This is a genomic window from Clostridium thermobutyricum (assembly GCF_000371465.1).
GTDB classification, from domain to species: Bacteria; Bacillota; Clostridia; order Clostridiales; family Clostridiaceae; genus Clostridium; species Clostridium thermobutyricum.
In genome coordinates this window covers 2,422,746-2,449,125 of the sequence record NZ_KB850956.1, presented here as the reverse complement: position 1 = coordinate 2,449,125, position 26,380 = coordinate 2,422,746, and the positions used below count along the sequence as shown (strand labels likewise).

At 28.7% G+C, this 26,380-nt stretch carries 22 protein-coding genes and 1 riboswitch; of the genes, 16 read left to right on the top strand and 6 right to left on the bottom strand.

Annotation, left to right across the window (positions count from 1 at the left end):
* The 5 genes from ilvD to HMPREF1092_RS11390 all read left to right on the top strand — a co-directional run bounded on the left by ilvD (nucleotide 1) and on the right by HMPREF1092_RS11390 (nucleotide 5,419).
* On the top strand, nucleotides 1-1,659 hold the full coding sequence (gene ilvD / locus HMPREF1092_RS11410; RefSeq protein ID WP_002598827.1) for a dihydroxy-acid dehydratase: 1,659 nt from the start codon (nucleotides 1-3) through the stop codon (nucleotides 1,657-1,659).
* A gap of 31 nt (nucleotides 1,660-1,690) precedes the next feature.
* On the top strand, nucleotides 1,691-3,346 hold the full coding sequence (gene ilvB, locus HMPREF1092_RS11405; RefSeq protein ID WP_002598826.1) for a biosynthetic-type acetolactate synthase large subunit: 1,656 nt from the start codon (nucleotides 1,691-1,693) through the stop codon (nucleotides 3,344-3,346).
* 29 nt (nucleotides 3,347-3,375) lie between these two features.
* Entirely contained in the window at nucleotides 3,376-4,380 is a 1,005-nt protein-coding gene (gene ilvC / locus HMPREF1092_RS11400; protein ID WP_002598825.1) for a ketol-acid reductoisomerase, read from the top strand.
* 127 nt (nucleotides 4,381-4,507) lie between these two features.
* Complete coding sequence (locus HMPREF1092_RS11395; RefSeq protein WP_040413711.1) at nucleotides 4,508-4,693, top strand: hypothetical protein; 186 nt, start codon at nucleotides 4,508-4,510, stop codon at nucleotides 4,691-4,693.
* 63 nt (nucleotides 4,694-4,756) lie between these two features.
* A complete protein-coding gene (locus HMPREF1092_RS11390) occupies nucleotides 4,757-5,419 on the top strand; it encodes a M48 family metallopeptidase (RefSeq protein WP_002598823.1) in 663 nt (220 codons plus the stop codon).
* A gap of 9 nt (nucleotides 5,420-5,428) precedes the next feature.
* Here the strand turns inward: HMPREF1092_RS11390 and thiT are convergent, their stop codons facing one another.
* Complete coding sequence (gene thiT, locus HMPREF1092_RS11385; protein ID WP_002598822.1) at nucleotides 5,429-6,127, bottom strand: energy-coupled thiamine transporter ThiT; 699 nt, start codon at nucleotides 6,125-6,127, stop codon at nucleotides 5,429-5,431.
* Nucleotides 6,128-6,182: 55 nt separating this feature from the next.
* Nucleotides 6,183-6,283: riboswitch (TPP riboswitch) on the bottom strand.
* Nucleotides 6,284-6,451: 168 nt separating this feature from the next.
* Here thiT and HMPREF1092_RS11380 point away from each other — a divergent pair.
* Nucleotides 6,452-7,084 (top strand): cyclase family protein, encoded by a 633-nt coding sequence (locus HMPREF1092_RS11380; protein WP_002598821.1) that lies wholly within the window; start codon nucleotides 6,452-6,454, stop codon nucleotides 7,082-7,084.
* Nucleotides 7,085-7,172: 88 nt separating this feature from the next.
* Here the strand turns inward: HMPREF1092_RS11380 and HMPREF1092_RS11375 are convergent, their stop codons facing one another.
* Both HMPREF1092_RS11375 and HMPREF1092_RS11370 read right to left on the bottom strand, forming a co-directional pair.
* The gene (locus tag HMPREF1092_RS11375) at nucleotides 7,173-8,480 is read right to left on the bottom strand and encodes a CapA family protein (RefSeq protein WP_002598820.1); all 1,308 of its coding nucleotides are present in this window, start codon (nucleotides 8,478-8,480) and stop codon (nucleotides 7,173-7,175) included.
* A gap of 3 nt (nucleotides 8,481-8,483) precedes the next feature.
* Nucleotides 8,484-9,281, bottom strand: coding sequence for a M15 family metallopeptidase (locus tag HMPREF1092_RS11370; RefSeq protein WP_051070326.1), 798 nt, complete (start codon nucleotides 9,279-9,281; stop codon nucleotides 8,484-8,486).
* A 239-nt stretch (nucleotides 9,282-9,520) separates the two neighbouring features.
* Between HMPREF1092_RS11370 and HMPREF1092_RS16580 the strand changes: the two genes are divergently transcribed.
* On the top strand, nucleotides 9,521-11,245 hold the full coding sequence (locus HMPREF1092_RS16580; RefSeq protein ID WP_002598818.1) for a collagen-like protein: 1,725 nt from the start codon (nucleotides 9,521-9,523) through the stop codon (nucleotides 11,243-11,245).
* Nucleotides 11,246-11,285: 40 nt separating this feature from the next.
* Here HMPREF1092_RS16580 and HMPREF1092_RS11360 read toward each other — a convergent pair whose 3' ends face one another.
* From HMPREF1092_RS11360 to HMPREF1092_RS11350, 3 genes are read right to left on the bottom strand one after another with little or no spacing between them, the layout of a single operon-like run.
* On the bottom strand, nucleotides 11,286-13,148 hold the full coding sequence (locus HMPREF1092_RS11360) for an ABC transporter ATP-binding protein (protein ID WP_002598817.1): 1,863 nt from the start codon (nucleotides 13,146-13,148) through the stop codon (nucleotides 11,286-11,288).
* Nucleotides 13,141-14,874 (bottom strand): ABC transporter ATP-binding protein, encoded by a 1,734-nt coding sequence (locus HMPREF1092_RS11355; RefSeq protein WP_002598816.1) that lies wholly within the window; start codon nucleotides 14,872-14,874, stop codon nucleotides 13,141-13,143. The genes HMPREF1092_RS11360 and HMPREF1092_RS11355 overlap by 8 nt, the downstream gene beginning before the upstream one ends.
* Nucleotides 14,868-15,323 (bottom strand): MarR family winged helix-turn-helix transcriptional regulator, encoded by a 456-nt coding sequence (locus tag HMPREF1092_RS11350; RefSeq protein ID WP_002598815.1) that lies wholly within the window; start codon nucleotides 15,321-15,323, stop codon nucleotides 14,868-14,870. The genes HMPREF1092_RS11355 and HMPREF1092_RS11350 overlap by 7 nt, the downstream gene beginning before the upstream one ends.
* 147 nt (nucleotides 15,324-15,470) lie before the next feature.
* On the opposite strand from HMPREF1092_RS11350, the gene HMPREF1092_RS11345 reads away from it, so the two are divergent.
* The 9 genes from HMPREF1092_RS11345 to HMPREF1092_RS11310 all read left to right on the top strand — a co-directional run bounded on the left by HMPREF1092_RS11345 (nucleotide 15,471) and on the right by HMPREF1092_RS11310 (nucleotide 26,372).
* Nucleotides 15,471-15,716 (top strand): GIY-YIG nuclease family protein, encoded by a 246-nt coding sequence (locus tag HMPREF1092_RS11345; protein ID WP_002598814.1) that lies wholly within the window; start codon nucleotides 15,471-15,473, stop codon nucleotides 15,714-15,716.
* Between the two features lie 433 nt (nucleotides 15,717-16,149).
* Nucleotides 16,150-17,976, top strand: coding sequence for a glutamine--fructose-6-phosphate transaminase (isomerizing) (glmS, locus tag HMPREF1092_RS11340; RefSeq protein WP_002598813.1), 1,827 nt, complete (start codon nucleotides 16,150-16,152; stop codon nucleotides 17,974-17,976).
* Between the two features lie 46 nt (nucleotides 17,977-18,022).
* A complete protein-coding gene (locus tag HMPREF1092_RS17255; protein ID WP_002598812.1) occupies nucleotides 18,023-18,178 on the top strand; it encodes a hypothetical protein in 156 nt (51 codons plus the stop codon).
* Between the two features lie 625 nt (nucleotides 18,179-18,803).
* Entirely contained in the window at nucleotides 18,804-19,592 is a 789-nt protein-coding gene (locus HMPREF1092_RS11335; protein ID WP_002598811.1) for an electron transfer flavoprotein subunit beta/FixA family protein, read from the top strand.
* A gap of 12 nt (nucleotides 19,593-19,604) precedes the next feature.
* Nucleotides 19,605-20,795 carry an electron transfer flavoprotein subunit alpha gene (locus HMPREF1092_RS11330; RefSeq protein WP_002598810.1) on the top strand — a complete coding sequence of 397 codons (1,191 nt, stop codon included), beginning with the start codon at nucleotides 19,605-19,607 and terminating at the stop codon, nucleotides 20,793-20,795.
* Nucleotides 20,796-20,797: 2 nt separating this feature from the next.
* Nucleotides 20,798-22,198, top strand: coding sequence for an FAD-binding oxidoreductase (locus HMPREF1092_RS11325; RefSeq protein WP_002598809.1), 1,401 nt, complete (start codon nucleotides 20,798-20,800; stop codon nucleotides 22,196-22,198).
* 101 nt (nucleotides 22,199-22,299) lie between these two features.
* Nucleotides 22,300-24,699, top strand: a complete 2,400-nt coding sequence (locus HMPREF1092_RS11320) for a glycyl radical protein (protein ID WP_002598808.1) — start codon at nucleotides 22,300-22,302, stop codon at nucleotides 24,697-24,699.
* Nucleotides 24,665-25,612: a glycyl-radical enzyme activating protein gene (locus tag HMPREF1092_RS11315; protein WP_002598807.1), complete on the top strand. Its 948-nt coding sequence runs from the start codon at nucleotides 24,665-24,667 to the stop codon at nucleotides 25,610-25,612. Before HMPREF1092_RS11320 ends, HMPREF1092_RS11315 begins: the two co-directional genes overlap by 35 nt.
* A 229-nt stretch (nucleotides 25,613-25,841) precedes the next feature.
* A complete protein-coding gene (locus tag HMPREF1092_RS11310) occupies nucleotides 25,842-26,372 on the top strand; it encodes a DUF4829 domain-containing protein (protein WP_002598806.1) in 531 nt (176 codons plus the stop codon).
* The last annotated feature ends 8 nt before the right edge of the window (nucleotides 26,373-26,380 follow it).

The window sequence follows — 26,380 nt, the reverse complement described above, 5'->3', positions numbered from 1 at the left end:
ATGAGAAGTGATGTAGTAAAAAAAGGTGAAAGCAAAGCACCACATAGATCATTATTTAAAGCTACTGGACTTACAGATGAAGAAATAGATAAACCTTTAATAGGTATTGTTTCATCACAAAATGATATTATACCAGGTCATATTCATTTAAATACAATAGTTGAAGCAGTAAAAAAAGGAGTTCTTGCAAATGGAGGAACACCATTGGTTTTCCCAACAATAGGAGTATGTGATGGAATAGCAATGGGACATATAGGAATGAAATATTCTTTAGCAACTAGAGAGTTAATAGCTGATTCAATAGAATGTATGGTAAATGCACATGGATTTGATGCTTTAGTTTTTATTCCTAATTGTGACAAAATCGTTCCAGGAATGATAATGGGAGCATTAAGAATGAATATTCCTTCAGTATTTATAAGTGGTGGACCAATGCTTTCAGGAAAAGTAGGTGAAAAGAATATATCTTTATCTACAATGTTTGAAGCAGTAGGAGCTTATGAGTCAGGAAAAATAAACAAAGATAAATTATGTGAAATGGAAAATAAATCTTGCCCAACTTGTGGATCTTGTTCAGGAATGTTTACTGCAAATTCAATGAATTGTTTAACAGAAGCTCTTGGGCTTGGGCTTCCTGGTAATGGAACTATTCCAGCAGTTTATTCAGAAAGAATAAGACTTGCAAAAGAAGCTGGAAAAGCAGTTATGAATCTTTTAGAAAATAATATAAAGCCTAAAGATATAGTTACTGAAAAAGCTATATTAAATGCTTTAACTGTGGATATGGCATTAGGATGTTCAACTAACTCTGTTTTACATTTAACTGCAATCGCTAATGAAGCAAATATAAAAATGAATTTAGATATTATAAATGAAGTTTCAAGTAAAACTCCAAATCTTTGTAAACTTGCTCCAGCTTCAGATACTCATATAGAAGATTTATATTGGGATGGAGGAATTACAGCAGTTATGAATGAACTTTCAAAAAAGAATTTATTAAGTTTAGATTGTATAACTGTAACTGGTAAAACTCAAAGAGATAATATTAAAGGAATAACAGTAAAAAACCATAAAGTAATAAAAGAAATAAAAAATCCTTATAGTGAAACTGGAGGAATTCAAGTTTTAAGAGGAAATATTGCTAGAGATGGGGCTGTAGTAAAAAAATCAGCAGTAGTTGAAGAAATGTTAAAACATGAAGGCAGGGCAAAAGTTTTTGATTCTGAAGAAGAAGCAATAGAAGGAATTTTATCAAATAAAATTGAAGCTGGAGATGTTGTAGTAATAAGATATGAAGGGCCAAAAGGTGGGCCAGGAATGAGAGAAATGCTTTCTCCAACTTCTGCAATATCAGGTATGGGACTTGATAAATCAGTAGCTTTAATTACTGATGGAAGATTTAGTGGAGCAACAAGAGGTGCTGCTATAGGACATATTTCTCCAGAAGCTGCTGAAGGAGGAGAAATAGCATTAATAGAAAATGGAGATATAATTTCAATTGATATTTTAAATGGAAAATTAGATCTTAAAGTAGCAGATGAGGTATTAGAAGAAAGAAGAAAAAAACTAGTTATACCAGAACCAAAAATTAAAAATGGATATCTTTCAAGATATGCGAAATTAGTAAGTTCAGCAAGTGAAGGAGCAATATATAAATAAAGGGTTAAAATATTGAGGAAGGGGGAGTTATATGCTATTAACTGGGGCAGAAATATTAGTAAAATCTTTAATTGATGAAGGTGTAGAAACACTTTTTGGTTATCCAGGTGGAGCAGTATTAAATATATATGATTCACTTTATATGTATAAAGATAAAATAAATCACATCTTAACTTGTCATGAGCAAAATGCAGCTCATGCAGCAGATGGATATTCAAGGGCAACAGGAAAAGTTGGGGTTTGTCTTGCAACTTCAGGTCCAGGGGCAACTAATTTAGTTACTGGAATAGCAACAGCTTATATGGATTCAATACCTATAGTAGCAATTACAGGAAATGTTCCTAAGAATCTTTTAGGAAAAGATAGTTTTCAAGAAGTAGATATTCAAGGAATAACTATGCCAATAACTAAACACAATTATATAGTAAAAGATGTTAATGAGTTGCAAAAGACAGTAAAAGAGGCATTTCATATTGCAATATCAGGTAGACCGGGACCAGTTCTTATAGATATACCAAAGGATATTACATCAGCAAAAGCAGAATATAAGAATATGGATGATATAGAAATAAGTAATAAAGAATTTAGAGTAGAATATGAAAAAATTAAAGAAGTAGCTGAAATGATAAATAAATGTAAAAAACCTCTTATTTATGCAGGTGGGGGAATAATATCAGCTAATGCGAGAAATGAATTAAAGAACCTAGTAGAAAAAATTAATTCACCTATTTGTACATCATTAATGGGGAAAAACTCAATAGAGAGTTATCATCCATTAAATATTGGAATGATAGGGATGCATGGAACAAAAGCTTCAAATTTAAGTGCAACTAAAAGTGATTTAATAATAGCTTTAGGTGCAAGATTTTCAGATAGAGTTATTACTGATCAAGAAAATATAAAAGATGCAAAAATAATTCATATAGATATTGATGGGGCAGAAATAAATAAAAATATAAAATCTGATGCATCTATAATTGGAGATTTAAAAGAAGTTTTAGAAAAAATTATACCTTTAGTAAATGAAGCTAAGCATGAAAAATGGAATTTAGAAGTAAATAGTTTTAAAAATTTAGAAGAGAAAGAAGTAGTAGATGGATTAACTCCAGAATTCTTTTTTAAAATTTTAAATAAAAAAAATAAAGATAATTTAATAATTACAACAGAAGTAGGACAGCATCAAATGTGGGCAGCTCAATATTTTAATTTTAAGAATGATAGAACATTTATATCTTCAGGTGGTCTTGGAACTATGGGATATGGACTTGGGGCAGCTATAGGAGCTCAAATAGCAAGACCAGATATGAAAGTTATAAATATAGCTGGAGATGGAAGTTTTGCAATTAATTGTAATGAGTTTGCTACAGCAGTTTCTAATAATTTGCCTATAATAACAGTAGTTATGAATAATAATGTTTTAGGAATGGTAAGGCAATGGCAGAATTTATTTTATGATAGAAGATATTCACAGACAACTTTAAATAGAAAAACAGATATTGTTAAACTAGCTGAAGCATTTGGAGGAATAGGATTTAGAGTTGTAGATAGAGATCAACTTGAAGATGTTTTAGATAAAGCTTTAAATTCTAAAAAACCGGTAATTATAGATTATGTTATAGATTGTGATAAAAAAGTTTTACCAATGGTTGCGCCAGGTGCTCCAATTAATCAAATAATAAGTGAATAGGGTATAGAGAAGTAAAAGGGGGAATAAATATGGCAAAAATGTTTTATGAAAAGGACACAAATTTAGAATTATTAAAGGGGAAAAAAGTAGCTATAATTGGTTATGGTAGTCAAGGACATGCTCATGCATTAAATTTACATGAAAGTGGAATAGATGTAGTAGTTGGGTTATATGAAGGAAGTAAATCATGGGGAAAAGTTAAAGAGGCAGGATTAGAAGTTTCAACAGTTGAAAAGGCAGCAAAAGAATCTGATATAATAATGATACTTATTCCAGATGAAAAACAAGCTAAATTATATAAAGAAGAAATTGCTCCAAATTTAGAAGCTGGAAATGCTTTAGTATTTGCCCATGGATTTAATATTCATTATACTCAAATAGTTCCACCATCAAATGTAGATGTATTTATGATAGCACCAAAAGGACCTGGGCACATGGTAAGAAGAACTTATACAGAGGGATCAGGAGTTCCATGTTTAGTTGCAGTATATCAAGATGCAACAGGAAATGCTAAAAATTTAGCTTTAGCATATGCAAATGGAATTGGAGGAGCAAGAGCCGGAGTTTTAGAAACTACTTTTAAAGATGAAACTGAAACAGATCTTTTTGGTGAGCAAGCTGTTTTATGTGGAGGATGTACAGCATTAATAAAAGCAGGTTTTGAAACTTTAGTAGAGGGAGGATATGCTCCAGAAAATGCTTATTTTGAATGTTTACATGAAATGAAATTAATAGTTGATCTTTTATATCAAGGTGGAATGGAAATGATGAGATATTCAATTTCAGATACTGCAGAATATGGAGATTATGTGGTAGGAAATAGAATAATAACTGAAGAAACTAAAAAAGAAATGAAGAAAGTTTTATCAGAAATACAAGATGGAACATTTGCGAGAAATTGGTTAACTGAAAATGCTGTTGGAAGACCTTTCTTTAATTCAGTTAGAAGAATAGAAAAAGAACATCAAATTGAGAAAGTTGGAAAAGAATTAAGAGGAATGATGAGTTGGATTGATACTAGGAAATTAGATTAATTTAAAATGCAGGTTGATATTATAAAGATTTAATACTTTTAGAATAAGTTAAGAGAAAACCCTTGCTATCATAGCAAGGGTTTTTGCATATTATAAAATATAAAACTTTTAAATTAGGTGAATTATGATGAAAAAAAGTAATATAAACAATGAGGAGAAAAAAGGGTTAAGATTTTTTGAAGTTTTATCAGCTATAGCATCATGTGGATTTGCAGTAGTTGGAATTTTTAAAGAAGGAAACTATTGGCCACTAGTTGTTTTATGCCTTGCTATAAGTTTATTCTGTAATTATATTGGCGATTTTAAAGAATAAAGAGTGAAAAATAATAAATATAAAGTTAAAATATAGTTATAACCTATTTAAGGAGAAAACTATATGTGGAAAGAAAAAGTTTTTATAGAGAGAAAGAACGTTAAAAATTTAAATATAAGAATAAGAGATGGAAAAATTTTAGTTTCAGCTCCTTTAAACATTAGTGAAGAATATATAATGAAGGCTTTAGAAACTAAAGAGGATTGGATAAAAGAAAAATTATTAAAAAAGAGAGAAGAAAAAATAATAGATTTATTAAATAGAGAGGTTATAAACAATGGAGATGTTATTCCTTTCTTAGGTAATGAATATACAATAGAAATAATAGAAAAAAGTAATGGTGGAGTTATTATACAAAAGGATAAAATTATAATAAATTGCTATAAAAGTAAGAATGCAATAGAACTTTTGAAAAAATTCTACAGAGAAAAAATGAATAGTATATTCGTAGATATATTTGAAAAGATGCAAGAAAATACAGGATTATATGCAAATAAATTAACTATAAAATTTATGAAAACTAGATGGGGAAGTTGTAATAAAAATAAAAAGTATATAAATTTAAATGGAGAATTAATAAGTAAGAGATATAAAGCTATTGAATATGTAATATTACATGAGCTTTGTCATCTTATTCATGCAAATCACTCAAGAGATTTTTATAACTTGGTAGAAAAATTTATGCCAGATTATAAAGACGAAGAAATTTATTTAAATGGAAAATAAAAAAGTGGCTTAAGCCACTTTTTTTATTTGAGTTAAAGGTTTATAATCAGGATTTATTATTTTTAATAATCTATCAACAGGTAATAGTTTTATTATTACCATACAAATAATCATTTCTATACCAACTAATGGTAAGTTTACAACTAGTGAGTAGTATGCAGGATTCATTCCTTCAGGAGCAAAGCTTCCAAAGAATGCCCATCCAGATATAAAGTGAGAAAGGAATTTTGCAAAATATGATACAAATACTCCGAGTAATCTCTTTTCTCTAAAGAAACCAGCGAGTCCCATTGCTATACCAGGTAAAGGGTAATCAAATAAAACTTGAATTGGCTGAAGAATATAAGGATCAGTTATTAGAGAAATAAATCCATATATAAATCCAGTTATAAATCCAACTTCCTTACCATATGCAAAGGTTACTAAAAGAATTGGAACCATACAACCAAGAGTTATATCTCCACCTTGTGGCCAACGATATAGTCTAAAAATATTTAATATTGTTGATAAAGCAAGTGCAATAGCCATCATTGTAAGCATTCTTGAAGTAAATTTTACTTTACTTGCTTTAAATAAAATTACGAAAATAATTAATAATCCAATTAAAGCTACAATGACCATTGGATTTTTAATTATTTCGTCCCATTTTTGAGGTAGATTAGAAAACATTTTTTGTGCTCTTTCTCCCCAATCACTAAAAATTTGCATAAAAAAACCCCCTATTAATTGTGCTAGAAGGCTATAGAATGGATAATTTTAAGTTATTAAAACACTCAAGCTTCCCTACGCTAGTACTATCTAGATCAGGTTTAAAGGGTTAATGATAAAATCATCTCTCAGCCAAAGGCACCCCTAGCACGAACTTAATTATTAAATATATGTATTATATTAACATTTCGTTAAATAAATGTCAATTAAACAGAATTTTCTGAAAAATATTTAAAGATATATAAATAAAATATTATAATTAAAAGTAAATATTTTATTTTTATTATAAGAATAATAATAAAATTTAAAGTAGGAGAGAGAACTATGGAAATATATGATTTAACACATTTTATAGAAGAAGGAATGAGTGCATATTCTGAAGAAGAAAAAGCAAGTATAGAAAATTTAGCTAGTATAAAAAGTGATGGATATAATGTTAAAAAAATTAGTTTGAGTAATCACACAGGGACTCATATAGATTTACCTAATCATATTTTTGAAGATGGAAATAGATTAGAGGATATAAGTTTAGAAAAATTTATAGGAAGTGCTTTTGTTTTAGATTGTAGAAACATAAAACAGATAAGTATGGAATATATATTAAAAAATATTGATGACATAAAGAAATATAACTATATTATATTTAAAACTGGAGCAGAAAAATTGTGGAAAAAAGAAGAATATTTAAATGGGTATTCATTTTTAACTGAAGAAGCAATAAATTTCCTAGGAAATATTGAAGAAATTTATGGAATAGGAGTTGATTGCATATCTGTAGATGCGAGTTTTAATCATAATTTAACGAATCATAAGATATTATTAGAAAAGAATAAAATAATAATAGAAAATTTATGTGGGTTAGAAAATTTAACTGGAGAATATGAAATAATTATAGCTCCTTTGAAGATAAAAGAAGCTGATGGCTCACCAAGTAGAATATTTTTAATTAAGAAATAGCAAAAAGGATATTAATCATATGATAAGAAAGTCTAAGTAGAAAAACTATCTTATATATAAATTAATATCCTTTTTTGGATTTATATATTTAGTTGAATTGCTGGCTTCCTATTTTGCCTTTACCTAATATTTTTTCTGTATCATTTAATGAACGATTAATTCTAGTTACAGATTCATTAGTTAGGTTAAAAGCTTTTGGGTCTTTTAATGCTTTTTCCACTGGGATTATTCTATGAGTTAAAGTTCCATTAGAATTTTTTTCTCTATAAACCCAAGTTGGAATAACAGTATAACTTTTTAAATATAATTTATTATCTTTAACACCTAAATCAAATTCAAGCATTAAGCCATCTTCAGTTAATGCATTTCTAAGTTCTTCATAGCATTGATTTGATAAAGAATTCCCTTGAGAGTAAAAGACTAAAGTGTCTTTACCATTAGAATTCTTTATAGTTTCATAAGGTTGTATAACATGAGGATGACCTCCTAAAATAACATCAACGCCATTTTCACTTAAAATTTTTGCCATTTCTCTTTGGGAGTTATTTTCTGTTGTTTTATATTCTTCTCCCCAATGAATAGAACTAAATATGAATTCTACACCTTCAGATTTCATACTTTTAATTATAGAATTAACTTCTGAGTTAAATTTATCTAATCTATTATAACTAAATGTATTTATCAAATTTTTTATAGATGATGGAATAGAGATTCCATTTATAGATTCACCACCATTTGCATCAGTTTTATAAGTATAAGCAAAAAATCCTATTTTGTGTCCATCTATTTCATAAACCGTATAGTTAGGAGTAGATGAATCTTTTCTAACACCTATAGGTATTAAATTTTTTTCTTTTATTTTATCTAAACTTCTATTAAATCCAGACGCTCCTTTATCTATAGTATGATTAGTAGCGAATGTTACTAAATCTAGTCCAGAATTTTTACAACTATCTAAAAACTCATCAGGCATATTGAAATAAGGATATCCAGAAGGATTACCACCGCTAAAAGAACCTTCTATTATACCAATTGCAAGATCAGAATTTTTTAGATTAGTATTTATATATTCAAAACTTTTATCAAAATTATATGAATTATTATTTGTTTTTGCACCTTTTATTTGAGAATCATGAACTATAAGATTTCCGAGAGAAGTTATTTTATAAACTTTTTCTGGAAGATTTTTATCATTAGTTTGCTCTTTAATTTCTGAATTTTTTTCAGAATTATCTTTAGAACTTTCTGTTTTATTATATTTTAAATCAGATGTATCTAATTTATTACTTATAAAAAAAGTTGTTAAGCCTAAAACTATGCAAATTAAACTAAGACCTATCATAATAAATTTTATGTTTTTAGAAAATAATTTCTTAGTGTATCTTTTTCTTCGCATAGATTATTCTCCATTTAAGCTTAGTTGTAATACATCAATTTTTTTATTGATTTCATTTAGATACTCTTCTAAAGTAAGTTTATTTTCTTTTATTAATTTTGCATGATTTTTTCCTACATATCTATAATGCCAAGGCTCATAATTATATTGTGTTATTTTTTCTTTATCTTTAGGATATCTTAATATAAAACCATATTTATGGGCATTTTCATTTAACCATTTAAAAGCTTTAGTATTTTCAAATCCACTATCTAATCTAGAATAATCAGAACTTAAAATGTCTATTGCATATCCAGTTTCATGCTCACTTCCTCCAGGAGGAGCAGAGTACTTTAATGCTTGTTCTTTACCTACTGCATTTACTCTAGAATTAAAAAGATTTATTTGAACTTGATGACTTCTATATCCAGAAGCGCCAAGTAGATTTATTCCATCATTTTTTGCAGCATCAAACATTACTTTTGCTTCAGAAGCAACAGTTTTATTAAGTTTTGTTGTTTCTATATAAGAAAGGAATGGTAAGTTTGATTCAACTATATTTTTAGGAATATAATCATCAGGAAGTAAAGTTGTTTTATTGCATAGGATTAAGTTTTCATCATTTTTATAACTTATAAGCAATGCAAGCTCTTTACTAGCTTTTTGAGCTGAAGCTTGAACTGAATCTTCTTTTTCAACATTAGGACTTTCAGCTTCATTTATATTAACAATTGAATTAGCTAAAACTTTATTTAAACTTATTGTACATCCGATTATAATAATAGAACCAAATGAAATAACTAATTTTGTTTTATTATTCATCATAAAATCTCCTTTTAAAAAAAATGGGTATTATTAATATTACCATATTAAGTAAAAATAAACAATAAAAGTGAAAATAATGCAATTATTTGTTTAGAATTATAATTATTAAATTATAAATGCAATATTAATGATTTAAAGTTTAAAGAATATATCCTTAGCACTTTATTTTTATATCAAATTCAAGGATTGAGGAATATATTATTATGAGAAAACAAAAATAAATGGAGGAAATATTTGTGAGAATTTTGCCAAGTATAGAAAAACAAATAATAAATGACAAATTTAAAAAAGTAAAATCTAGTTTATTTGTTGGTAATTATGAAGATGAGTGCAAAGGTTGTTCAGAAAGAATGGAGGTTGTTTTAAGATTCGAATTAGATAATAATTATAATAATATATTTGTAAAAAATAATATGAAATTAATTATGTTTCTAGAAAATATATTGTATAATTCAAGCGTAATTTTGAACTTTAAAATAAATTTAAAAGATTGTAATGGAAATACATTAGAAGATATAGAAAGAAGAAAAACAGTTTGTAGAGAAGAAATTTGTAACTATATAGAGTTAAATATTTTAGATAGATGTAGTTCAATAGATTTAAGAAGAGTAAGTGAAATTAATATTATAATAGAAGGAAGAGATTTAGGAATAGCAGTATTTACATCTACAAATGGTAGAAATAAGCCATTTTTATTTTTAGAAAGGTTCTGTTGTGAAGAAGGATGTAAAGGACCAAGAGGAGATAAAGGACCAAGAGGAGAGCAAGGCCCAAGAGGAAATAGAGGGCCACAAGGAGATCCAGGAGAGCAAGGAGAACAAGGAGAAAAAGGGGAAAAAGGAGATCCAGGAGAACAGGGACCAAATGGTTGTAAAGGTCTAAGAGGAGATAAAGGACCAAGAGGAGAACAAGGACCACAAGGAGATCCGGGAGAACAAGGACCAATAGGAGAACAGGGACCACAAGGAGATCCAGGAATTCCAGGACCAAGAGGAGAACAAGGACCAAGAGGGGAAAGAGGTCCAAGAGGAGAACAAGGAATAAGAGGAGAGCAGGGAATTCAAGGTATACAAGGAGACCCAGGAGAACAAGGAGAAAGAGGGGAGAAAGGAGAAAGAGGAGATCCTGGAGAACAAGGAATAAGAGGAGAACAGGGAATTCAAGGTATACAAGGAGATCCAGGAGAAAAAGGAGAAAGAGGAGATAAAGGAGAACAAGGAGATCCTGGTGAGCAAGGACAACAAGGAGATCCGGGAGAACAAGGACCTAGAGGAGAACAAGGACCACAAGGAGATAAGGGACCAAGAGGAGATAAAGGACCAAGAGGTGACAAAGGACCAGAAGGTTGTGAAGGGCCAGAAGGTTGCAAAGGACCAAGAGGAGACAAGGGGCCAGATGGATGTAAAGGCCCAAGAGGAGATAAAGGACCAAGAGGAGAACAAGGACCACAAGGAAAAAGAGGGCCTTGCGGATGCTCTTCAAATGAATGTTGTATAGAAAAAATTAAAAAAGTATTGGATTCATTACGAGGATGTGAAATTGGATTAGGTAATTTAGATGAGCCAATTGGATCTATAAATGGAAGAATCGAATGTACTGAAAACTGCCTATTAATATTAAAAGAGAATTGTAAATATAATGCTTATCCTTTATGTAGTATAACAGGTATAATTTCATGTGAAAACTTAGATATAAATTGTAGTTGTGGAGATTCATATGAAAAAGAACACTGTAGTAAATGTGTTAAAGGATTAAAGAGATTGTTCTATATGTTAAAAGGTCATACAGTAGATATAGGAATACAAGGTAGTATATTAAATTTACAAGAAGTAACTATAGTATCGGTAAATAATGGAATTGTCAAAGCAAAACAAAGAGATAAATATTACTATATAAGTTTATGCTTTATAACACAAGTAAAGAATATTTGTGAGGATATAGTATACAATGTATGTGATTAAAATTAAAGGTAGAAAACAGTAAAGTTTTCTACCTTATTTTTTAAGCTATTTCATCATTATTAGCAAATTGGCTATTGTAAAGAGTTGAATAGAATCCGCCTTTTTCCATAAGTTCATTGTGGTTACCTTGCTCAATAACATTACCTTGATCCATAACAAGAATTAAGTCCGCATCTTTTATAGTTGAAAGTCTATGTGCAATAACAAAGTTTGTTCTACCTTTCATAAGTCTTGTCATAGCATTTTGAATATAGCTTTCAGTTCTTGTATCAACTGAACTTGTAGCTTCATCAAGAATTAAAACTTTTGGATTTGCTAAAATAGCTCTAGCAATAGTTAAAAGTTGTTTTTGTCCTTGAGAAATATTTGAAGCTTCTTCATTAAGAACTGTATCATATCCTTCAGGAAGAGTTCTTATAAAGTGGTCAGCATGTGCAGCTTTAGCAGCAGTAATTATTTCTTCCATTGTAGCATTTTCTTTACCATAAGCTATATTATCTTTAATAGTTCCATTAAATAACCAAGTATCTTGAAGAACCATTCCAAACATACTTCTTAAATATCCACGACTGAAGTTTGTTATATCAGTTCCATCAAAAGTAATAGAACCATCATTAAGTTCATAGAATCTCATCATTAAGTTTATAAGAGTTGTTTTACCAGCTCCAGTTGGACCAACAATAGCTATAGTTTGACCAGCCTTAACATTAACATTCATATCTTGCATAAGAATTTTATCTTCTGAATATCCGAATTTAACATGATTAAAGTTAACATTTCCAGTAGGATTTTCTATAACTTTTGGATTAATTGGATCAGCAACAGCATCAGGTTCATCTAATATTTCAAAAACTCTTTCAGCAGCAGCCATTGTAGATTGAAGAACATTAGCAATGTTAGTAGTTTGGCTGATTTGTTGAGTAAATTGTCTTGAGTATTGAATAAATGATTGAATATATCCAACTTGAAGTTTTCCATTAACAACCATTATTCCACCAACAGCTGCAATAAAAACATAAGCTATATTACTTATAAGTCTCATAATTGGCATTAATATACCAGCCATAAATTGAGCTTTCCAAGCAGAAGCATATAATCTATTATTTATTTCATCAAATTCTTTAATAGCATCTTTTTCTTTACCAAAAGCTTTTATAACAGTATGACCTGAATAAATTTCTTCAACATGTCCGCTTAATTTTCCAAGTTCTTGTTGTTGTTTAAAGAAGAATCTTTGAGATTTCTTTACAATTGGCATAGCAACAATAAAACATATTGGAAGAGTTATTATACAAATTAAAGTAAGTAATGGACTTATAGTAAGCATCATTATAGTTATACCAATTATAGTAATTACGGCAGTTATAAGTTGAGTTAAACTTTGTTGAAGTGTACTACTTATTGTATCAATATCATTTGTAACTCTACTTAGAACATCTCCTTGTGGATGTGTATCAAAGTAGTTTATTGGTAAGTTATGAAGCTTTTTATCTACAGCAGTTCTTAAACTTTGAACAGTTTTTTGTGCAACATCTGACATAATAAATTTTTGTAAGTATAAGAAAGCTGAACTTAAAACATAAAGTACTAAAAGTAATATTACATAATGTCCAAGTTTACTAAAATCTATAGAAGCATTAGGAACATGCTTAAATTTAGCTATCATTCCATCTAGAATTACATTAAGTGTATCACCAAGAATTTTAGGGCTAAAAACAGTAAATATTGTACTTAAAATTGTCATTAAAACAACTAAAATAAGTCTACCTTTAAAAGGACTTAAATATGTTAAAAGTCTTTTACCAGAACCTTTAAAGTTTTTTGCTTTTTCTCCAGGTTTTCCAACAGGGCGTTTACCACCAAAGCCCATGCCACCTGAAGGTTTTTGTTTAGCATTACTCATTTTCTAGCTCCTCCTTTGAAAGTTGAGATGAAGCAATTTCTTTATAAACGTCACAAGTTTCAAGTAATTCCTTATGTTTTCCTTGTCCAACTATTTTACCTTCGTTTATAACTAAAATATTATCTGCATCTTTTATAGTATTTATTCTTTGAGCAACTATTAAAACAGCTGAATTCGCTGTTTCTCCTTTTAAAGCTGCACGAAGTTTAGCATCAGTTTTGAAATCAAGAGCTGAGAAACTATCATCAAACATATAAACATCAGGCTTTCTTATTATTGCTCTTGCAATAGAAAGTCTTTGTTTTTGTCCACCAGAGAAGTTTCTACCTCCTTGTTCAACAATTGATTTAAATCCATCTTCTTTATTTAAAATAAAATCATATGATTGAGCAACTTTACTAGCATGAATCATTTCATCCATAGTAGCATCAGGTTTACCATATTTAAGGTTTTCTTCTATAGTACCTGAGAAAAGAACAGCTTTTTGAGGTACAAATCCAATGTTTTTTCTTAAAGAATCTAAAGTAAGATTTTTTATATTAGTTCCATTTAAAAGAATTTCACCTTCAGTTGAATCATAGAATCTACTTACAAGGTTAAGTATAGTTGATTTACCAGAACCAGTACCACCTATAATAGCAGTAGTTTCTCCAGGCTTAACTTTAAATGAAATATTGCTAAGCGCATTATTTTCAGCTCCAGGGAAAGCAAATGAAACATTTTTAAATTCAAGAGTACCTTTATCATTAAATTCAGTAATTGAATTTTCAGTATCTACAATGGTAGGTTCAATAGCTAAAACTTTATTTATTCTGTCAGCAGAAGCAGCTGCTCTAGGAATCATAATAAATAGCATACTAATCATTACAAGTGAGAACATAATTTGCATTACATATTGAATAAATGCCATTAAATTACCAACTTCCATTGAACCAGAATTTATTTTATATGCTCCAAGCCAAATAATAGAAACTGAAGTAAGGTTTAAAAGAAGCATTAAAAGTGGCATTAAAATAGAAATTATTTTATTAACTTTTATAGCATTATCAGTAAAATCGAAGTTTGCTTCTTCAAATCTTTCTTTTTCAAAGTTTTGCTTATTGAAAGCACGTACAACTCTTATACCAGTAAGATTTTCACGAAGTATTTTATTTATTTTATCAAGCTTAACTTGCATGGCTTTAAATCTTGGCATACCAATTTTACCTACAAATAATATTGATAAAATAACAACAGGCATTGCTACTAATAATATAAGTGAAAGATTAGCATTAGTTTTTATAGCCATATAAATACCAGCTATACAAGTAAGAGGTGCAACTATCATCATATTTAATATAGTTATTAATAATTGCTGAACTTGTGTTACGTCATTAGTAGTTCTTGTTATAAGAGATGCAGTTCCTACTTTGTCCATTTCTGCAAGTGAAAAAGTTTCTGCTTTAGTAAAAACATATCTTCTAAGATCACGTCCAAATCCCATAGCAATCTTTGAAGAAATAAAGCTTGCAATTGCAGTTGCGATACCTCCTAATAAAGTTAATAGAATCATATACATTCCTATTTTTTCAATGTAGCTTACATCTTTACCTACAATACCTTTATCAACTATTTTTGATAACATAGTTGGAAGATATAACTGAGTAACAGTTTGAATTAAAAGAAGTATAACTACTATGATAAGAGGAAAGCTATATGGTTTTAATTTTTTGAAAAGTTTTAACAATTTAAACCACTCCCATCTTTAGTCTTTTTATACTTATCTAAATTAGTTTTTACTTTAATAAGTAATTTATTTAAAGTTTCAATTTCATCATCTGAAAAATTTTCTAAACAGATTTTGTCTATTTTATTTATAACAGATTTTAAATTGTTACAAGCTATTTTTCCTTTTTCAGAAAGAAAAACTCTAGATACACGGCCATCATGTTCATCATTCTTTTTATAAAGAAAACCAGATTTCTCAAGACGTTTAATCATTACAGTTATTGTAGCTGGTTTAGTATTAAGAATATCTGCTATTTCTCTTTGACTTATTCCATCTTTTTTATTAAGAACAAAAAGAAGTTGAGGTTGACCAGGATAAAGTCCTTCTTTTTCTAATTCACCGTGGCTAAGAGAAAAATGAGCTTTCATAACTTGACCTAATGTTTTTAAAAAATAGAAATCTTCCATAAAAATCTCCTTTCAAAAAAGTTAGTCGGCTAATAATTAGGCGACTAACTAATCTTACAACCAAAATTAAATAAAATCAATGAAAAATTTTGTAAAAAATGATATTATTTTAATGAAAATTGTATTTGCGAATAGGAGAAATTTAAATTGAATTACGTATATATATTAAAATGTGAGGATGAAACTTTATATACAGGATGGACAAATGATTTAGAAAAAAGATTTAAAGCTCATAAAGAAGGAAAGGGAGCAAAATATACTAGAGGAAGGGGACCTCTAGAATTAGTTTACTTTGAAGAATATGAAGAAAAAAGTTTAGCTTTAAAGAGAGAATATGAAATTAAAAAAATGAAGAGAGCGGATAAACTGAAATTAATAGAAAAGAAGAAATAAAAGTGATAAATTTCCAAAAATAAAGTTGCAAAAAGTAAAAATATTAATATAATATTAATATATAGAAGAATAAAAATATGCTATTATATTTGCAAGGTATAAAGATAAATTAGAAAAAGGAGTGATTTTATAGAAAAAAATTAAATTAAAAAACAATGTAAAGCGCCAGAACTAAGAATTCTTAGTTGACGAGGATGGGGAGTTATCGAGACTTCGGCGGGTGCCCCACGGTATCGCACTACCGTTAACAGCTAGCAAAACTATGGAGAGATTCGTAGGACAAATCTAGCTTGGTGTTAAAGCCTTCAATATTAGACTTTTGTAGTTTCCTAGGATTATTATACCTACTATTAATATTCTTTTAGCTAGGACAAAAGTTTATAGAAGATGAAAATTAAATATTAAAGTGATATGAAGGAAGGAAGAAACTTTTATGTGCGGAATAGTAGGATATGTTGGAGAAAAAAGAGCAACAAACTTTTTAGTAGAAGGATTATCAAAGCTGGAGTATAGAGGATATGATTCAGCAGGAGTAGCAGTTCAAGAAGGAGAAAGTCTTTCAGTTAGAAAACACAAAGGAAGATTAACTAATCTTGAGAAAGAGCTTGAAAAGAATTCATTAGAAGGATATGTAGGAATAGGACATACTAGATGGGCAACTCATGGAGCACCATCAGATACTAACTCACACCCACACTTAAGCAATAATGGGAAAATAGCTGTTGTACACAATGGTATAATAGAAAATTACATTGAGCTTAGAAAATTCTTAGGAGAAAAAGGATACAAGTTCCTATCAGAAACTGATACAGAAGTAATCCCAAATCTTGTAGATTATTACTATGATGGAAATCTTTTTGATGCTGTGGTTAAAGCTACAGAAAGATTAGAAGGAAGCTTTGCAATTGGAGTAATATCAGAAGAAGATAAAGATACTTTAATTGGAGTTAGAAAAGATAGTCCATTAATAGTTGGTTTAGGAGAAAATGAAAATTTTATTGCTTCAGATATACCAGCAGTTTTAAGTTATACTAGAAAAGTATACCTATTAGAAGATGAAGAATTTGTTCTTATGAATAAAGAGGGAGTAACTCTTTTAGACAAGAAGGGCAATAAGATAGATAAAGAAATTTTCAATGTTACATGGGATGAAAAAGCAGCTGAAAAAGGCGGTTTTGATTCATTTATGTTAAAAGAAATTCATGAGCAACCAAAAGCAATTAGAGACACGATGACTTCTAGAATATCAATGGAGCATGGTGTTTTTTTTGATGATTTTAAAATCTCAAAAGAAGAGCTTGAAAGCATTGATAGAATTTATATAGTTGCTTGTGGAACTGCATATCATGCAGGACTTATGGGAAAAGCATCTATTGAAAGATTAGCAAAAATACCAGTAGAGGTAGATATAGCATCAGAATTTAGATATAGAAACCCATTAGTTACAGAAAAATCTTTAGTAATAATTCTTAGTCAATCCGGAGAAACTGCTGATACTTTAGCGGCACTTAGAGATTGTAAGAATGTTGGTGCAAGAGTTCTAGTTGTAACAAATGTAGTAGGAAGTACTATGTCAAGAGAAGCTGATCATGTTATATATACTATGGCAGGACCAGAAATTTCAGTAGCATCAACTAAAGCTTATACTACACAAGTGTTAGTAATGCATATGATTGCAATTTACTTTAGTGAATTAAGAGAATTAAATTCTAAAGAAGAATTAGATAATATTAAAAAAGAAATGTTAATGCTTCCAGAAGTAATTGAGGAAGTTTTAAATATAAAAGAAGATGTAAAAGCTATAGCAGAAGAAATAAAAGATGAAAAAGATCTTTATTTCTTAGGAAGAGGAATGGACTTCTTCTTAGCGCTTGAAGGATCATTAAAGCTTAAAGAGATTTCTTATATCCATTCAGAAGCATATGCTGGTGGAGAATTAAAGCATGGGCCAATTGCTTTAATTGAAGAAGGAACAAAAGTTGTATCAATCCTTACTCAGAAAAACTTAATAGATAAAATGATAAGTAACGTAGTAGAAATAAAATCAAGAGGAGCGAAAGTATTTGGAGTAACTTTCAAAGATATGGCGAAAGCTTGCCAAGTACTAGATAAAGTATTATTTATACCAGAAACTCATGAAATTTTAGCACCTATAGTTGCAGCAGTAACAATGCAATTATTAGCGTATTATGTAGCAAGCCTTAAAGGTTTTGATATAGATAAACCAAGAAACTTAGCTAAATCAGTAACTGTAGAATAATTATTATTTTAAGAAATTGAGAGTTGAATGTGAAGGAGATATTAAAATGAGCGATAGATTACAAAAATTATTAAATGAATATAAAGAAACTAAAAGATGTTTAGAAATGGGAATCGAATGGTTACCAAGTAATGATTTTGCAAAAGCAAAATTAGAAGTAGTAAACATGATAATAGAAGATTTAGAAAAAATAGATGCATAAATAAAAAACCTAGGTTATCCTAGGTTTTTTATTTCTTTAAGGGGATTAGAAATAATCCTCTTATTTTTTATCTAAAAATAAATTATATATAACAAATTTATATAAAAGATTAGGTTATTAACAATTAAAAACTTATAAATTAAAGTATTATAGAGCTAAATTATATAAAGAGAATTTTTTTATTATTTATTAAATTATTAATCTAAATTAGATTAGACATTTAAAAATAAGAAGTTTTAAATTTTAACTTTTAAGTAGTATTTTTGATATTTATAATAAGAAAAAGTACAAATTTTTAACAAAAATATATTGTAAACCATTAAATAATGAATTAAATATACTAAAAAAGTTAATAAATAGTAATTTTTACATAAATAAAATATGTAAATATGGACTTGAATGTTAATATTTAAAACGAATACAAAGATACTAAAATAATCTGTGAAAAGATGGTGTATTTTGAGTTTTATTGGAAAAAAAGTGATATTATTGGTTTAAGGAAACCGGTTACTAAATTTAATAAAAAATTATATTTAAAATTCAAATAATATTAACAAAAAATAGTCTTAAGATAATGAATGCGCTATAGCTTATTATAACTTTAATGAGGAAAGGTGAAATACTTATGAATATTTTCGTATGCATTAAACAAGTACCAGGAAATTCAAATGTAGAAGTTGATCCTGTTACTGGAGTTTTAAAAAGAGATGGAATAGACACTAAAATGAACCCTTATGATTTATATGCCTTAGAATCAGGATTAAAAATGAGAGAAGCAAAAGGTGGAAAATTAAATGTAATTAGTATGGGACCACCACAAGCTATGGAAGTTATAAGAGAAGCTTACTCTATGGGAGCAGACAATGGATATTTAGTATCAGATAGAAAGTTTGCTGGAGCAGATGTTCTTGCTACAAGTTATACATTATCACAAGGTATTAGAAAAATGGGGCAATTTGACATAATACTTTGCGGAAAACAAACAACAGATGGAGATACAGCACAAGTTGGGCCAGAAATGGCAGAGTATTTAAATATACCACATGTAGCTAATGTAAGAAAAATTGTTGAAGTTAAAGATAAATCAATAATAGTTGAAATGGATATGCCAGATACAGTAGAGATAGCAGAAGTAAAATTCCCATGTCTTTTAACTGTAGAAAAAGATATATGTCAACCAAGATTACCTTCTTACAGAAAAAAAATGGACACAAAAGATAGAGAAATTACAATGATAAGTTTAAAAGATTTTGAAGATAAAAATGAAATGAAATATGGATTAAATGGTTCTCCAACACAAGTTGAAAGAATATTCCCACCAAAAGTTAATGATGACAGAGAAATGTGGAATGGTAGTGGAATTGATTTAAGTGAAAAGATGACTTCAAAATTGAAAGAATTAAAATTCATTTAGGGGGCTAAAAAGATGGCTAAATTAGTTGTAAATCAAGATAAAATAATTAACATAGAAGAACTTATAAAAATATGTCCATTTGGAGCAATGGAAGTAGTTGATGGAAAAGTTGAGATTGGCGCTGCATGTAAAATGTGTAGACTTTGTGTTAAAAAAGGACCAAAAGGTGCAGTTGAGTATATAGAAGAAAAAGTTCCTGAAATAGATAAAACACTTTGGAATGGAATAACAGTTTATGTTGATCACGTAGAAGGAGATATTCATCCTGTAACATTTGAACTTATAGGAAAGGCAAGAGAACTAGCTGATAAAGTTAATCAAAAAGTATACTGTTTATTTATGGGAGAAAATATTGGGGAAAAAGCTAAAGAATTACTTCATTATGGAGTAGATGAAGTTTTTGTATATGATAAAAAAGAACTTAGAAACTTTAGAATAGAACCATATACAGCAGTATTTGAAGATTTTACAAATAAAATAAAACCAGCAGTTTTATTAGTTGGGGCAACTACAGTTGGAAGATCACTTGCACCAAGAGTTGCTGCAAGATTTAGAACAGGATTAACAGCAGATTGTACAATTTTAGATATAAAAGAAAATACAGATTTAATACAAATAAGACCAGCATTTGGTGGTAATATAATGGCGCAAATAGTAACTCCAAATTCAAGACCTCAAATGGCAACTGTTAGATATAAAGTTATGTCTGCACCAGAAAGAAATGAAAAAGAAAGTGGAAAAATCATAAATTGTGAAATTTCTTCTTCAAAATTAATTTCTAATATGGAAGTTAAAGGAGTTATTCCTAAAGAAAAAGAAACAGGAATAGCAGATGCAGAAGTACTTGTTGTTGCAGGTAGAGGAATAAAAGCAGAAAAAGATATGAATATGGTTAAAGAATTAGCTGATTTACTTGGAGGACAAGTAGCAGTTACAAGACCATTAATAGAATGTGGATGGGAAGATGCTAAAAAGCAAGTTGGATTAAGTGGTAGAACTGTAAGACCAAAACTTATAATAACACTTGGAGTATCAGGAGCAGTACAATTTACAGCTGGAATGGATAATTCAGATTATATTTTCGCAGTTAATACTGATGAAAAAGCTCCTATATTTAAGGTTGCGAACTATGGAGTCGTAGGAGATATATATGATGTAGTACCAAAATTAATTGAGAAAATAAAAGTTTCTAAGGGGGCATAATCATGAGTTATAAAATTATTGATTCAAAAGATATTAAAAATATAATTGAAATAATAAAAGATGAAGATAGAGTTTTAATAGGTGAAAATATAAGTGAGGAATATAGTCATGATGAACTTTCTGGAGTAAATAAATCACCAGAATTAGTAGTAAAAGTATCATCAACAGAAGAAGTTTCAGAGATAGTTAAATATGCAAATGAACATAATATAGTAATTACAGGAAGAGGAGCAGGAACAGGTTTAGTTGGTGCTGCAGTTCCGGTTTTTGGAGGAATAGTTTTAGATTTAACTTTGATGAATCATATTTTAGAACTTGATGAAGAAAATTTAACTTTAACAGTTGAACCAGGTGTTCTATTAATGGAAATCTCTAAATATGTAGAAGAACATGATCTTTTCTACCCACCAGATCCAGGAGAAAAAACAGCTACAATAGGTGGTAACATAAGTACAAATGCTGGAGGAATGAGAGCAGTTAAGTATGGAGTTACAAGAGATTATGTAAGAGGACTAGAAGTTGTTCTACCAAATGGGGATATAGTTAATTTTGGTGGAAAAGTAGTTAAAAATAGTTCAGGATATTCATTAAAAGATTTAATGGTAGGTTCAGAAGGAACTTTAGGAATAATAACAAAAGCTATATTAAAACTTATACCTTTACCTAAAAAAGCAATTAGTCTTTTAGTACCTTTCCCAGATTTAGATAAGGCTATAGGAACAGTTCCTAAAATAATAAAATCAAAATCAATACCAACAGCAATAGAATTTATGCAAAGAGCAGCAATTGTATCATCAGAAGAGTATCTAGGTAAAAAATTCCCAGACAATCAATCAGATGCATATCTTTTATTAACTTTTGACGGAGATAGTAAAGAGGAAATAGAAAGAACTTATGATAGAGTTGCTAAGATTTGTTTAGAAGAAGGGGCAATAGATGTATTAATTTCAGATACTGATGAAAGACAAGAATCAATTTGGACAGCTAGAGGTGCATTCCTTGAAGCTATTAAAGCATCTACTACAGAAATGGATGAAGTTGATGTAGTTGTTCCTAGAAATAAAGTTTCAACTTTTGTTAAATTTACAGATGAATTACAAGAAAAAGTTGGAATAAGAATTAGATCATTTGGACATGCTGGAGATGGTAACTTACATGTTTATATATTAAGAGATAATTTAAATGAATCAGAATGGCATAAAAAATTAGAGAAAGCTATGGGATATATGTATGAAAAAGCAAATGAACTTGAAGGACAAGTTTCAGGTGAACATGGAATTGGATTTGCAAAAGTACCTTATATTAAAAAATCTTTACCAAAAGATAGTATAGATATAATGAGAGGTATTAAAGGTGTATTTGATCCAAATAATATATTAAATCCAGGAAAAGTTTGCGAATAAAAATTTTAGATAATTAAAAATAAATGAGGTTAATTTAAATCATACCACAGGTGATTTAGACTAGCCTCATTTTATATAAATTTTATAATGAAGGTGATAAAATGAGTTTTTTAGAAAAAGGTTTCGTTAAACCATCAGAAAGGATACTAAGATTAAAAGATGAAATTTTTAGTGCAAAGCCAGTTATAGAAGTAGATAGAGCTAGACTAATAACAGAATCTTTTAAAGAAACAGAAAATGAACCAATATTAATAAGAAAAGCTAAAGCGCTAAAAAACATTTTAGAAAACTTGCCAATAACAATAAGACCAGGAGAACTTATTGTTGGAAGTATGACTGTAAATCCAAGATCTTCTCAAGTTTTTCCTGAGTTTTCAAACAAATGGCTTGAACAAGAGTTTGACACTTTAGCAAGTAGAACCTCAGATGCATTTTATATATCAGAAGAAACTAAAAAAGAATTAAAAGAAATTTTTAAGTATTGGGAAGGTAAAACAGTAAGTGAACTTGCTACTTCTTACATGTCAGAAGAAACTAAAAAAGCAATGAAATCAGATGTATTTACAGTATCTAATTATCATTATAACGGGCTTGGACATTTATCAGTTGATTATAAAAAAATATTAGAAAAAGGATTTAATGGAATAATAGAAGAAGTAAAATTAAAAATTAATGAGGTTGATGAGAATGCAGCAGAAAATGTTAAAAAAATTGCATTTTGGAATTCTATAATTATTTCATTAGAAGCAAGTAAAAAATTTGTTCATAGATATGCGGAATTAGCAAGAGGAATGGCAGAAATAGAAAATGACAGTATAAGAAAAGGTGAATTGTTACAAATATCAGAAGTTTGTGAAATAATCTCAGAAGAACCAGCTAAAACATTCCAAGAAGCTTGTCAGTTATTCTGGTTTACTCAAATTATAATCAGTTTAGAGTCTAATGGACATGCTATATCACCATCAAGGTTTGATCAATATATGTATCCATATTTTAAAAATGATACATTGAGTGAAGAAGAAAAAAGAGAAATTTTACATTGTTTATGGATAAAATTTAATGATCCTAATAAAGTTAGGGATGCTGTTACTACAAAAGCATTTAGTGGATATTCAATGTTCCAAAATTTAATTGTAGGTGGACAAACAAAAGAAGGAAAAGATGCAACAAATGAATTAAGTTATATGTGTTTAGAAGCAACAGGAAGCTTAAAAACACCACAGCCATCTCTATCAGTTAGAATATGGAGTAAAACTCCTTATGAATTCTTAATAAGAACTTGTGAAGTAACAAGAATTGGACTTGGACTTCCAGCTTATTATAATGATGAAGTTATAATTCCTATGTTAGTTAATAATGGAATAACTCTTGAAGATGCAAGAGATTATGGAATTGTTGGATGTGTTGAACCTCAAGTTCCAGCAAAAACTGATGGTTGGTATGATGCAGCATTCTTTAATCTTGCAAAAGTATTAGAAATGACTATAAATAATGGTAATATAAATGGAATTCAATATGGTCCTACAACAGGTAAATTTACAGAATTTAAAAATACAGATGAAATATTAGAAGCTTATAAGAAACAAACAGAATACTTTGTTTCTAAAATGATATCAGCTGATAATTGTGTTGATATAGCTCATGCAGAAAGAGCACCACTTCCTTTCTTATCATGCCTTTTAGATGATTGTATAAGCAAAGGATTAGCAATACAACAAGGTGGAGGACATTATAGATTTTCAGGTCCTTTAGGAGTAGGAGTGGCTAATGTTGGAGATTCATTAATGGCTATAAAAACTCTTGTATTTGATCAAAAACAGATAACTTTAGAAGAATTATATAATGCATTAAAAACAAATTTTGGAGAATATGAAAAAGATAAAGTTAAAAAAGAAAGATATGAAGAAATAAGATATATGCTAATTCATAAAGCAGATAAATATGGAAATGATTTGGATGAAGTTGATGAATTTACTCGTGAAGGAGCATTAATATATTGTAAAGAGGTAATGAAACATAAAAATCAAAGAGGTGGTAAATTTATACCAGGACTTTATCCAGTATCAAATAATGTTCACTTAGGAGAATTAGTTGGAGCAACACCTGATGGAAGACTTGCTTTTTCAACTTTAGCTGATGGAGTTTCTCCAAGTAGAGGATTTGATGTTAATGGTCCAACAGCAGCCGCAAATTCAGTTGCAAAATTAGATCATTTCAGTGCTCCAAGTGGAACTTTATTTAATCAAAAATTTAATACTGGTTCTTTAAAAGGAGATAATGGTTTAGAAAATTTGGGTTCTATAATAAGAAGTTATTTTGATCAAAAAGGAATGCATATGCAATTTAATGTAATTGATAAAGAAACATTATTAAAGGCACAAAAACATCCAGAAGATTATAGAGATTTAATAGTTCGTGTTGCTGGATATAGTGCACAGTTTGTATGTTTAGATAAAGGAGTTCAAGATGATATTATCAAGAGAACAGAACAAACAATGTAATATTACAGGAAGAGTTTTTAATATACAAAAATTTTCTGTAAATGATGGACCAGGAATAAGAACAATTGTATTTTTAAAAGGATGTCCATTAAGATGTAAATGGTGTAGTAATCCAGAGTCTCAAAATAAAGAATTTCAATTAATGTATAATAATCAAAATTGTATTGAATGTTATAAGTGTGTACAAACATGTGGAAAATGTGCAATCGAAAAAAATAATAGTGGAAAAAAATTAAAAATAAATAGAAATATATGTGATGATTGTGGAAAGTGTGTTGAAAAGTGTTATTCTGAAGCACTTGTAATGTCAGGAAAAAATATGACTGTAGAAGAAGTCATAAAAGAAGTTAAAAAAGATTCAGCCCAATTTAGACGCTCAAAAGGTGGTTTAACTATCTCTGGGGGAGAACCTTTAATGCAAGAGGAGTTTACAAAACAATTATTAATTGAAGCAAAAAGAAATGGAATAAATACTGCAATAGAGACTACTGGATATGGAAATGAAAAATCTATTGAAGAAATAATTCCTTTAATAGATGTAATTTTATTAGATATAAAAAATCTGAATTCTGAAAAACATAAAAAGTTTACAGGAGTAGATAATAAAATTATATTAGAAAATACAAAGAGAATAGCTGAATTAGCAAAAGAATTAATAATAAGAGTTCCTGTAATACAAGGATTTAATGCAGATAAGAAAAGTATAAGAGAGATAGCAAAGTTTGTTAGATCATTAGAAACAATAGATGAAATTCATCTTCTTCCATATCATAAAATGGGTGTCAATAAATATGAATGTTTAGGAAGAGATTATGAGCTTTTAGATTTAGAAACACCAAGTGAAAAATTAATGGATGATTTAAGAGAAGAAGTTTTAAAAGAAGGATTAATGTGTAATATAGGAGCAGTTTAGCAGAAAAGGGCATCTCAAAATTTGAGGTGTCCTTTTTAGTTTTAAATGTTTCATTTGTATTTAGAGAAGGTACTATTATTTGATTATAAATTTAAATTAAAAACATAAAGAGAGTAAGAGAATGAATAAAATTTTGGAATATTAATATAGATATCTATTAATATTATATTGTGAAAGTCAATTTATTAACATATAATGGAATAAAGATTTAGGGATTAGGAGAAGTGTTATGAGAAAGTATATTTTTTTAGGTTTAATTACAATTATGTTATTACCTTTAAGTTTAACTCAATGTAACACTAATGATAAAAATTTAGACAAAACAGAATATGAATATCATCATATAAATGAAGCTTTAAATGAGTTATATGAAAATAGAGAACTTAAAAGTGATATAGAAGCAGAAAATACTATTAGAAGAGCTATAGAATCTAAAAATAATAAAGATGAAAAACAAGTAAAAAGATATTATGAAGAGAGATATAGAGACTCCGACTTTAGATTGGAGAATCTGAAAAGTATTAAATTAAAGAAAATTGAGTTTATTGATGATATAAACATGTATAAACAGTATATAAAAGACTGGATATTAGTTAAGAAAATAAATATAGAAGATTTAAAAATTTACTTAGTTACTTATGATGCACAATATATTGATGAGCTTAAAGAACCAGTTGGTAATGGAGAAGATATGAAATATTACACACTTATTAAAGAAGAAACTGGTGATTGGAAAATTCATCAGGTTGGAGAATGGTAGAATCTATA

Excerpts from the sequence above, each read along its gene's own strand:
- ilvD (WP_002598827.1), top strand. The coding sequence starts at position 1 with ATGAGAAGTGATGTAGTAAAAAAAGGTGAAAGCAAAGCACCACATAGA.
- ilvB (WP_002598826.1), top strand. The coding sequence starts at position 1,691 with ATGCTATTAACTGGGGCAGAAATATTAGTAAAATCTTTAATTGATGAA.
- ilvC (WP_002598825.1), top strand. The coding sequence starts at position 3,376 with ATGGCAAAAATGTTTTATGAAAAGGACACAAATTTAGAATTATTAAAG.
- HMPREF1092_RS11395 (WP_040413711.1), top strand. The coding sequence starts at position 4,508 with ATGAAAAAAAGTAATATAAACAATGAGGAGAAAAAAGGGTTAAGATTT.
- HMPREF1092_RS11390 (WP_002598823.1), top strand. The coding sequence starts at position 4,757 with ATGTGGAAAGAAAAAGTTTTTATAGAGAGAAAGAACGTTAAAAATTTA.
- thiT (WP_002598822.1), bottom strand. The coding sequence starts at position 6,127 with ATGCAAATTTTTAGTGATTGGGGAGAAAGAGCACAAAAAATGTTTTCT.
- HMPREF1092_RS11380 (WP_002598821.1), top strand. The coding sequence starts at position 6,452 with ATGGAAATATATGATTTAACACATTTTATAGAAGAAGGAATGAGTGCA.
- HMPREF1092_RS11375 (WP_002598820.1), bottom strand. The coding sequence starts at position 8,480 with ATGCGAAGAAAAAGATACACTAAGAAATTATTTTCTAAAAACATAAAA.
- HMPREF1092_RS11370 (WP_051070326.1), bottom strand. The coding sequence starts at position 9,281 with ATGAATAATAAAACAAAATTAGTTATTTCATTTGGTTCTATTATTATA.
- HMPREF1092_RS11360 (WP_002598817.1), bottom strand. The coding sequence starts at position 13,148 with ATGAGTAATGCTAAACAAAAACCTTCAGGTGGCATGGGCTTTGGTGGT.
- HMPREF1092_RS11350 (WP_002598815.1), bottom strand. The coding sequence starts at position 15,323 with ATGGAAGATTTCTATTTTTTAAAAACATTAGGTCAAGTTATGAAAGCT.
- glmS (WP_002598813.1), top strand. The coding sequence starts at position 16,150 with ATGTGCGGAATAGTAGGATATGTTGGAGAAAAAAGAGCAACAAACTTT.
- HMPREF1092_RS17255 (WP_002598812.1), top strand. The coding sequence starts at position 18,023 with ATGAGCGATAGATTACAAAAATTATTAAATGAATATAAAGAAACTAAA.
- HMPREF1092_RS11335 (WP_002598811.1), top strand. The coding sequence starts at position 18,804 with ATGAATATTTTCGTATGCATTAAACAAGTACCAGGAAATTCAAATGTA.
- HMPREF1092_RS11330 (WP_002598810.1), top strand. The coding sequence starts at position 19,605 with ATGGCTAAATTAGTTGTAAATCAAGATAAAATAATTAACATAGAAGAA.
- HMPREF1092_RS11325 (WP_002598809.1), top strand. The coding sequence starts at position 20,798 with ATGAGTTATAAAATTATTGATTCAAAAGATATTAAAAATATAATTGAA.
- HMPREF1092_RS11320 (WP_002598808.1), top strand. The coding sequence starts at position 22,300 with ATGAGTTTTTTAGAAAAAGGTTTCGTTAAACCATCAGAAAGGATACTA.
- HMPREF1092_RS11315 (WP_002598807.1), top strand. The coding sequence starts at position 24,665 with ATGATATTATCAAGAGAACAGAACAAACAATGTAATATTACAGGAAGA.
- HMPREF1092_RS11310 (WP_002598806.1), top strand. The coding sequence starts at position 25,842 with ATGAGAAAGTATATTTTTTTAGGTTTAATTACAATTATGTTATTACCT.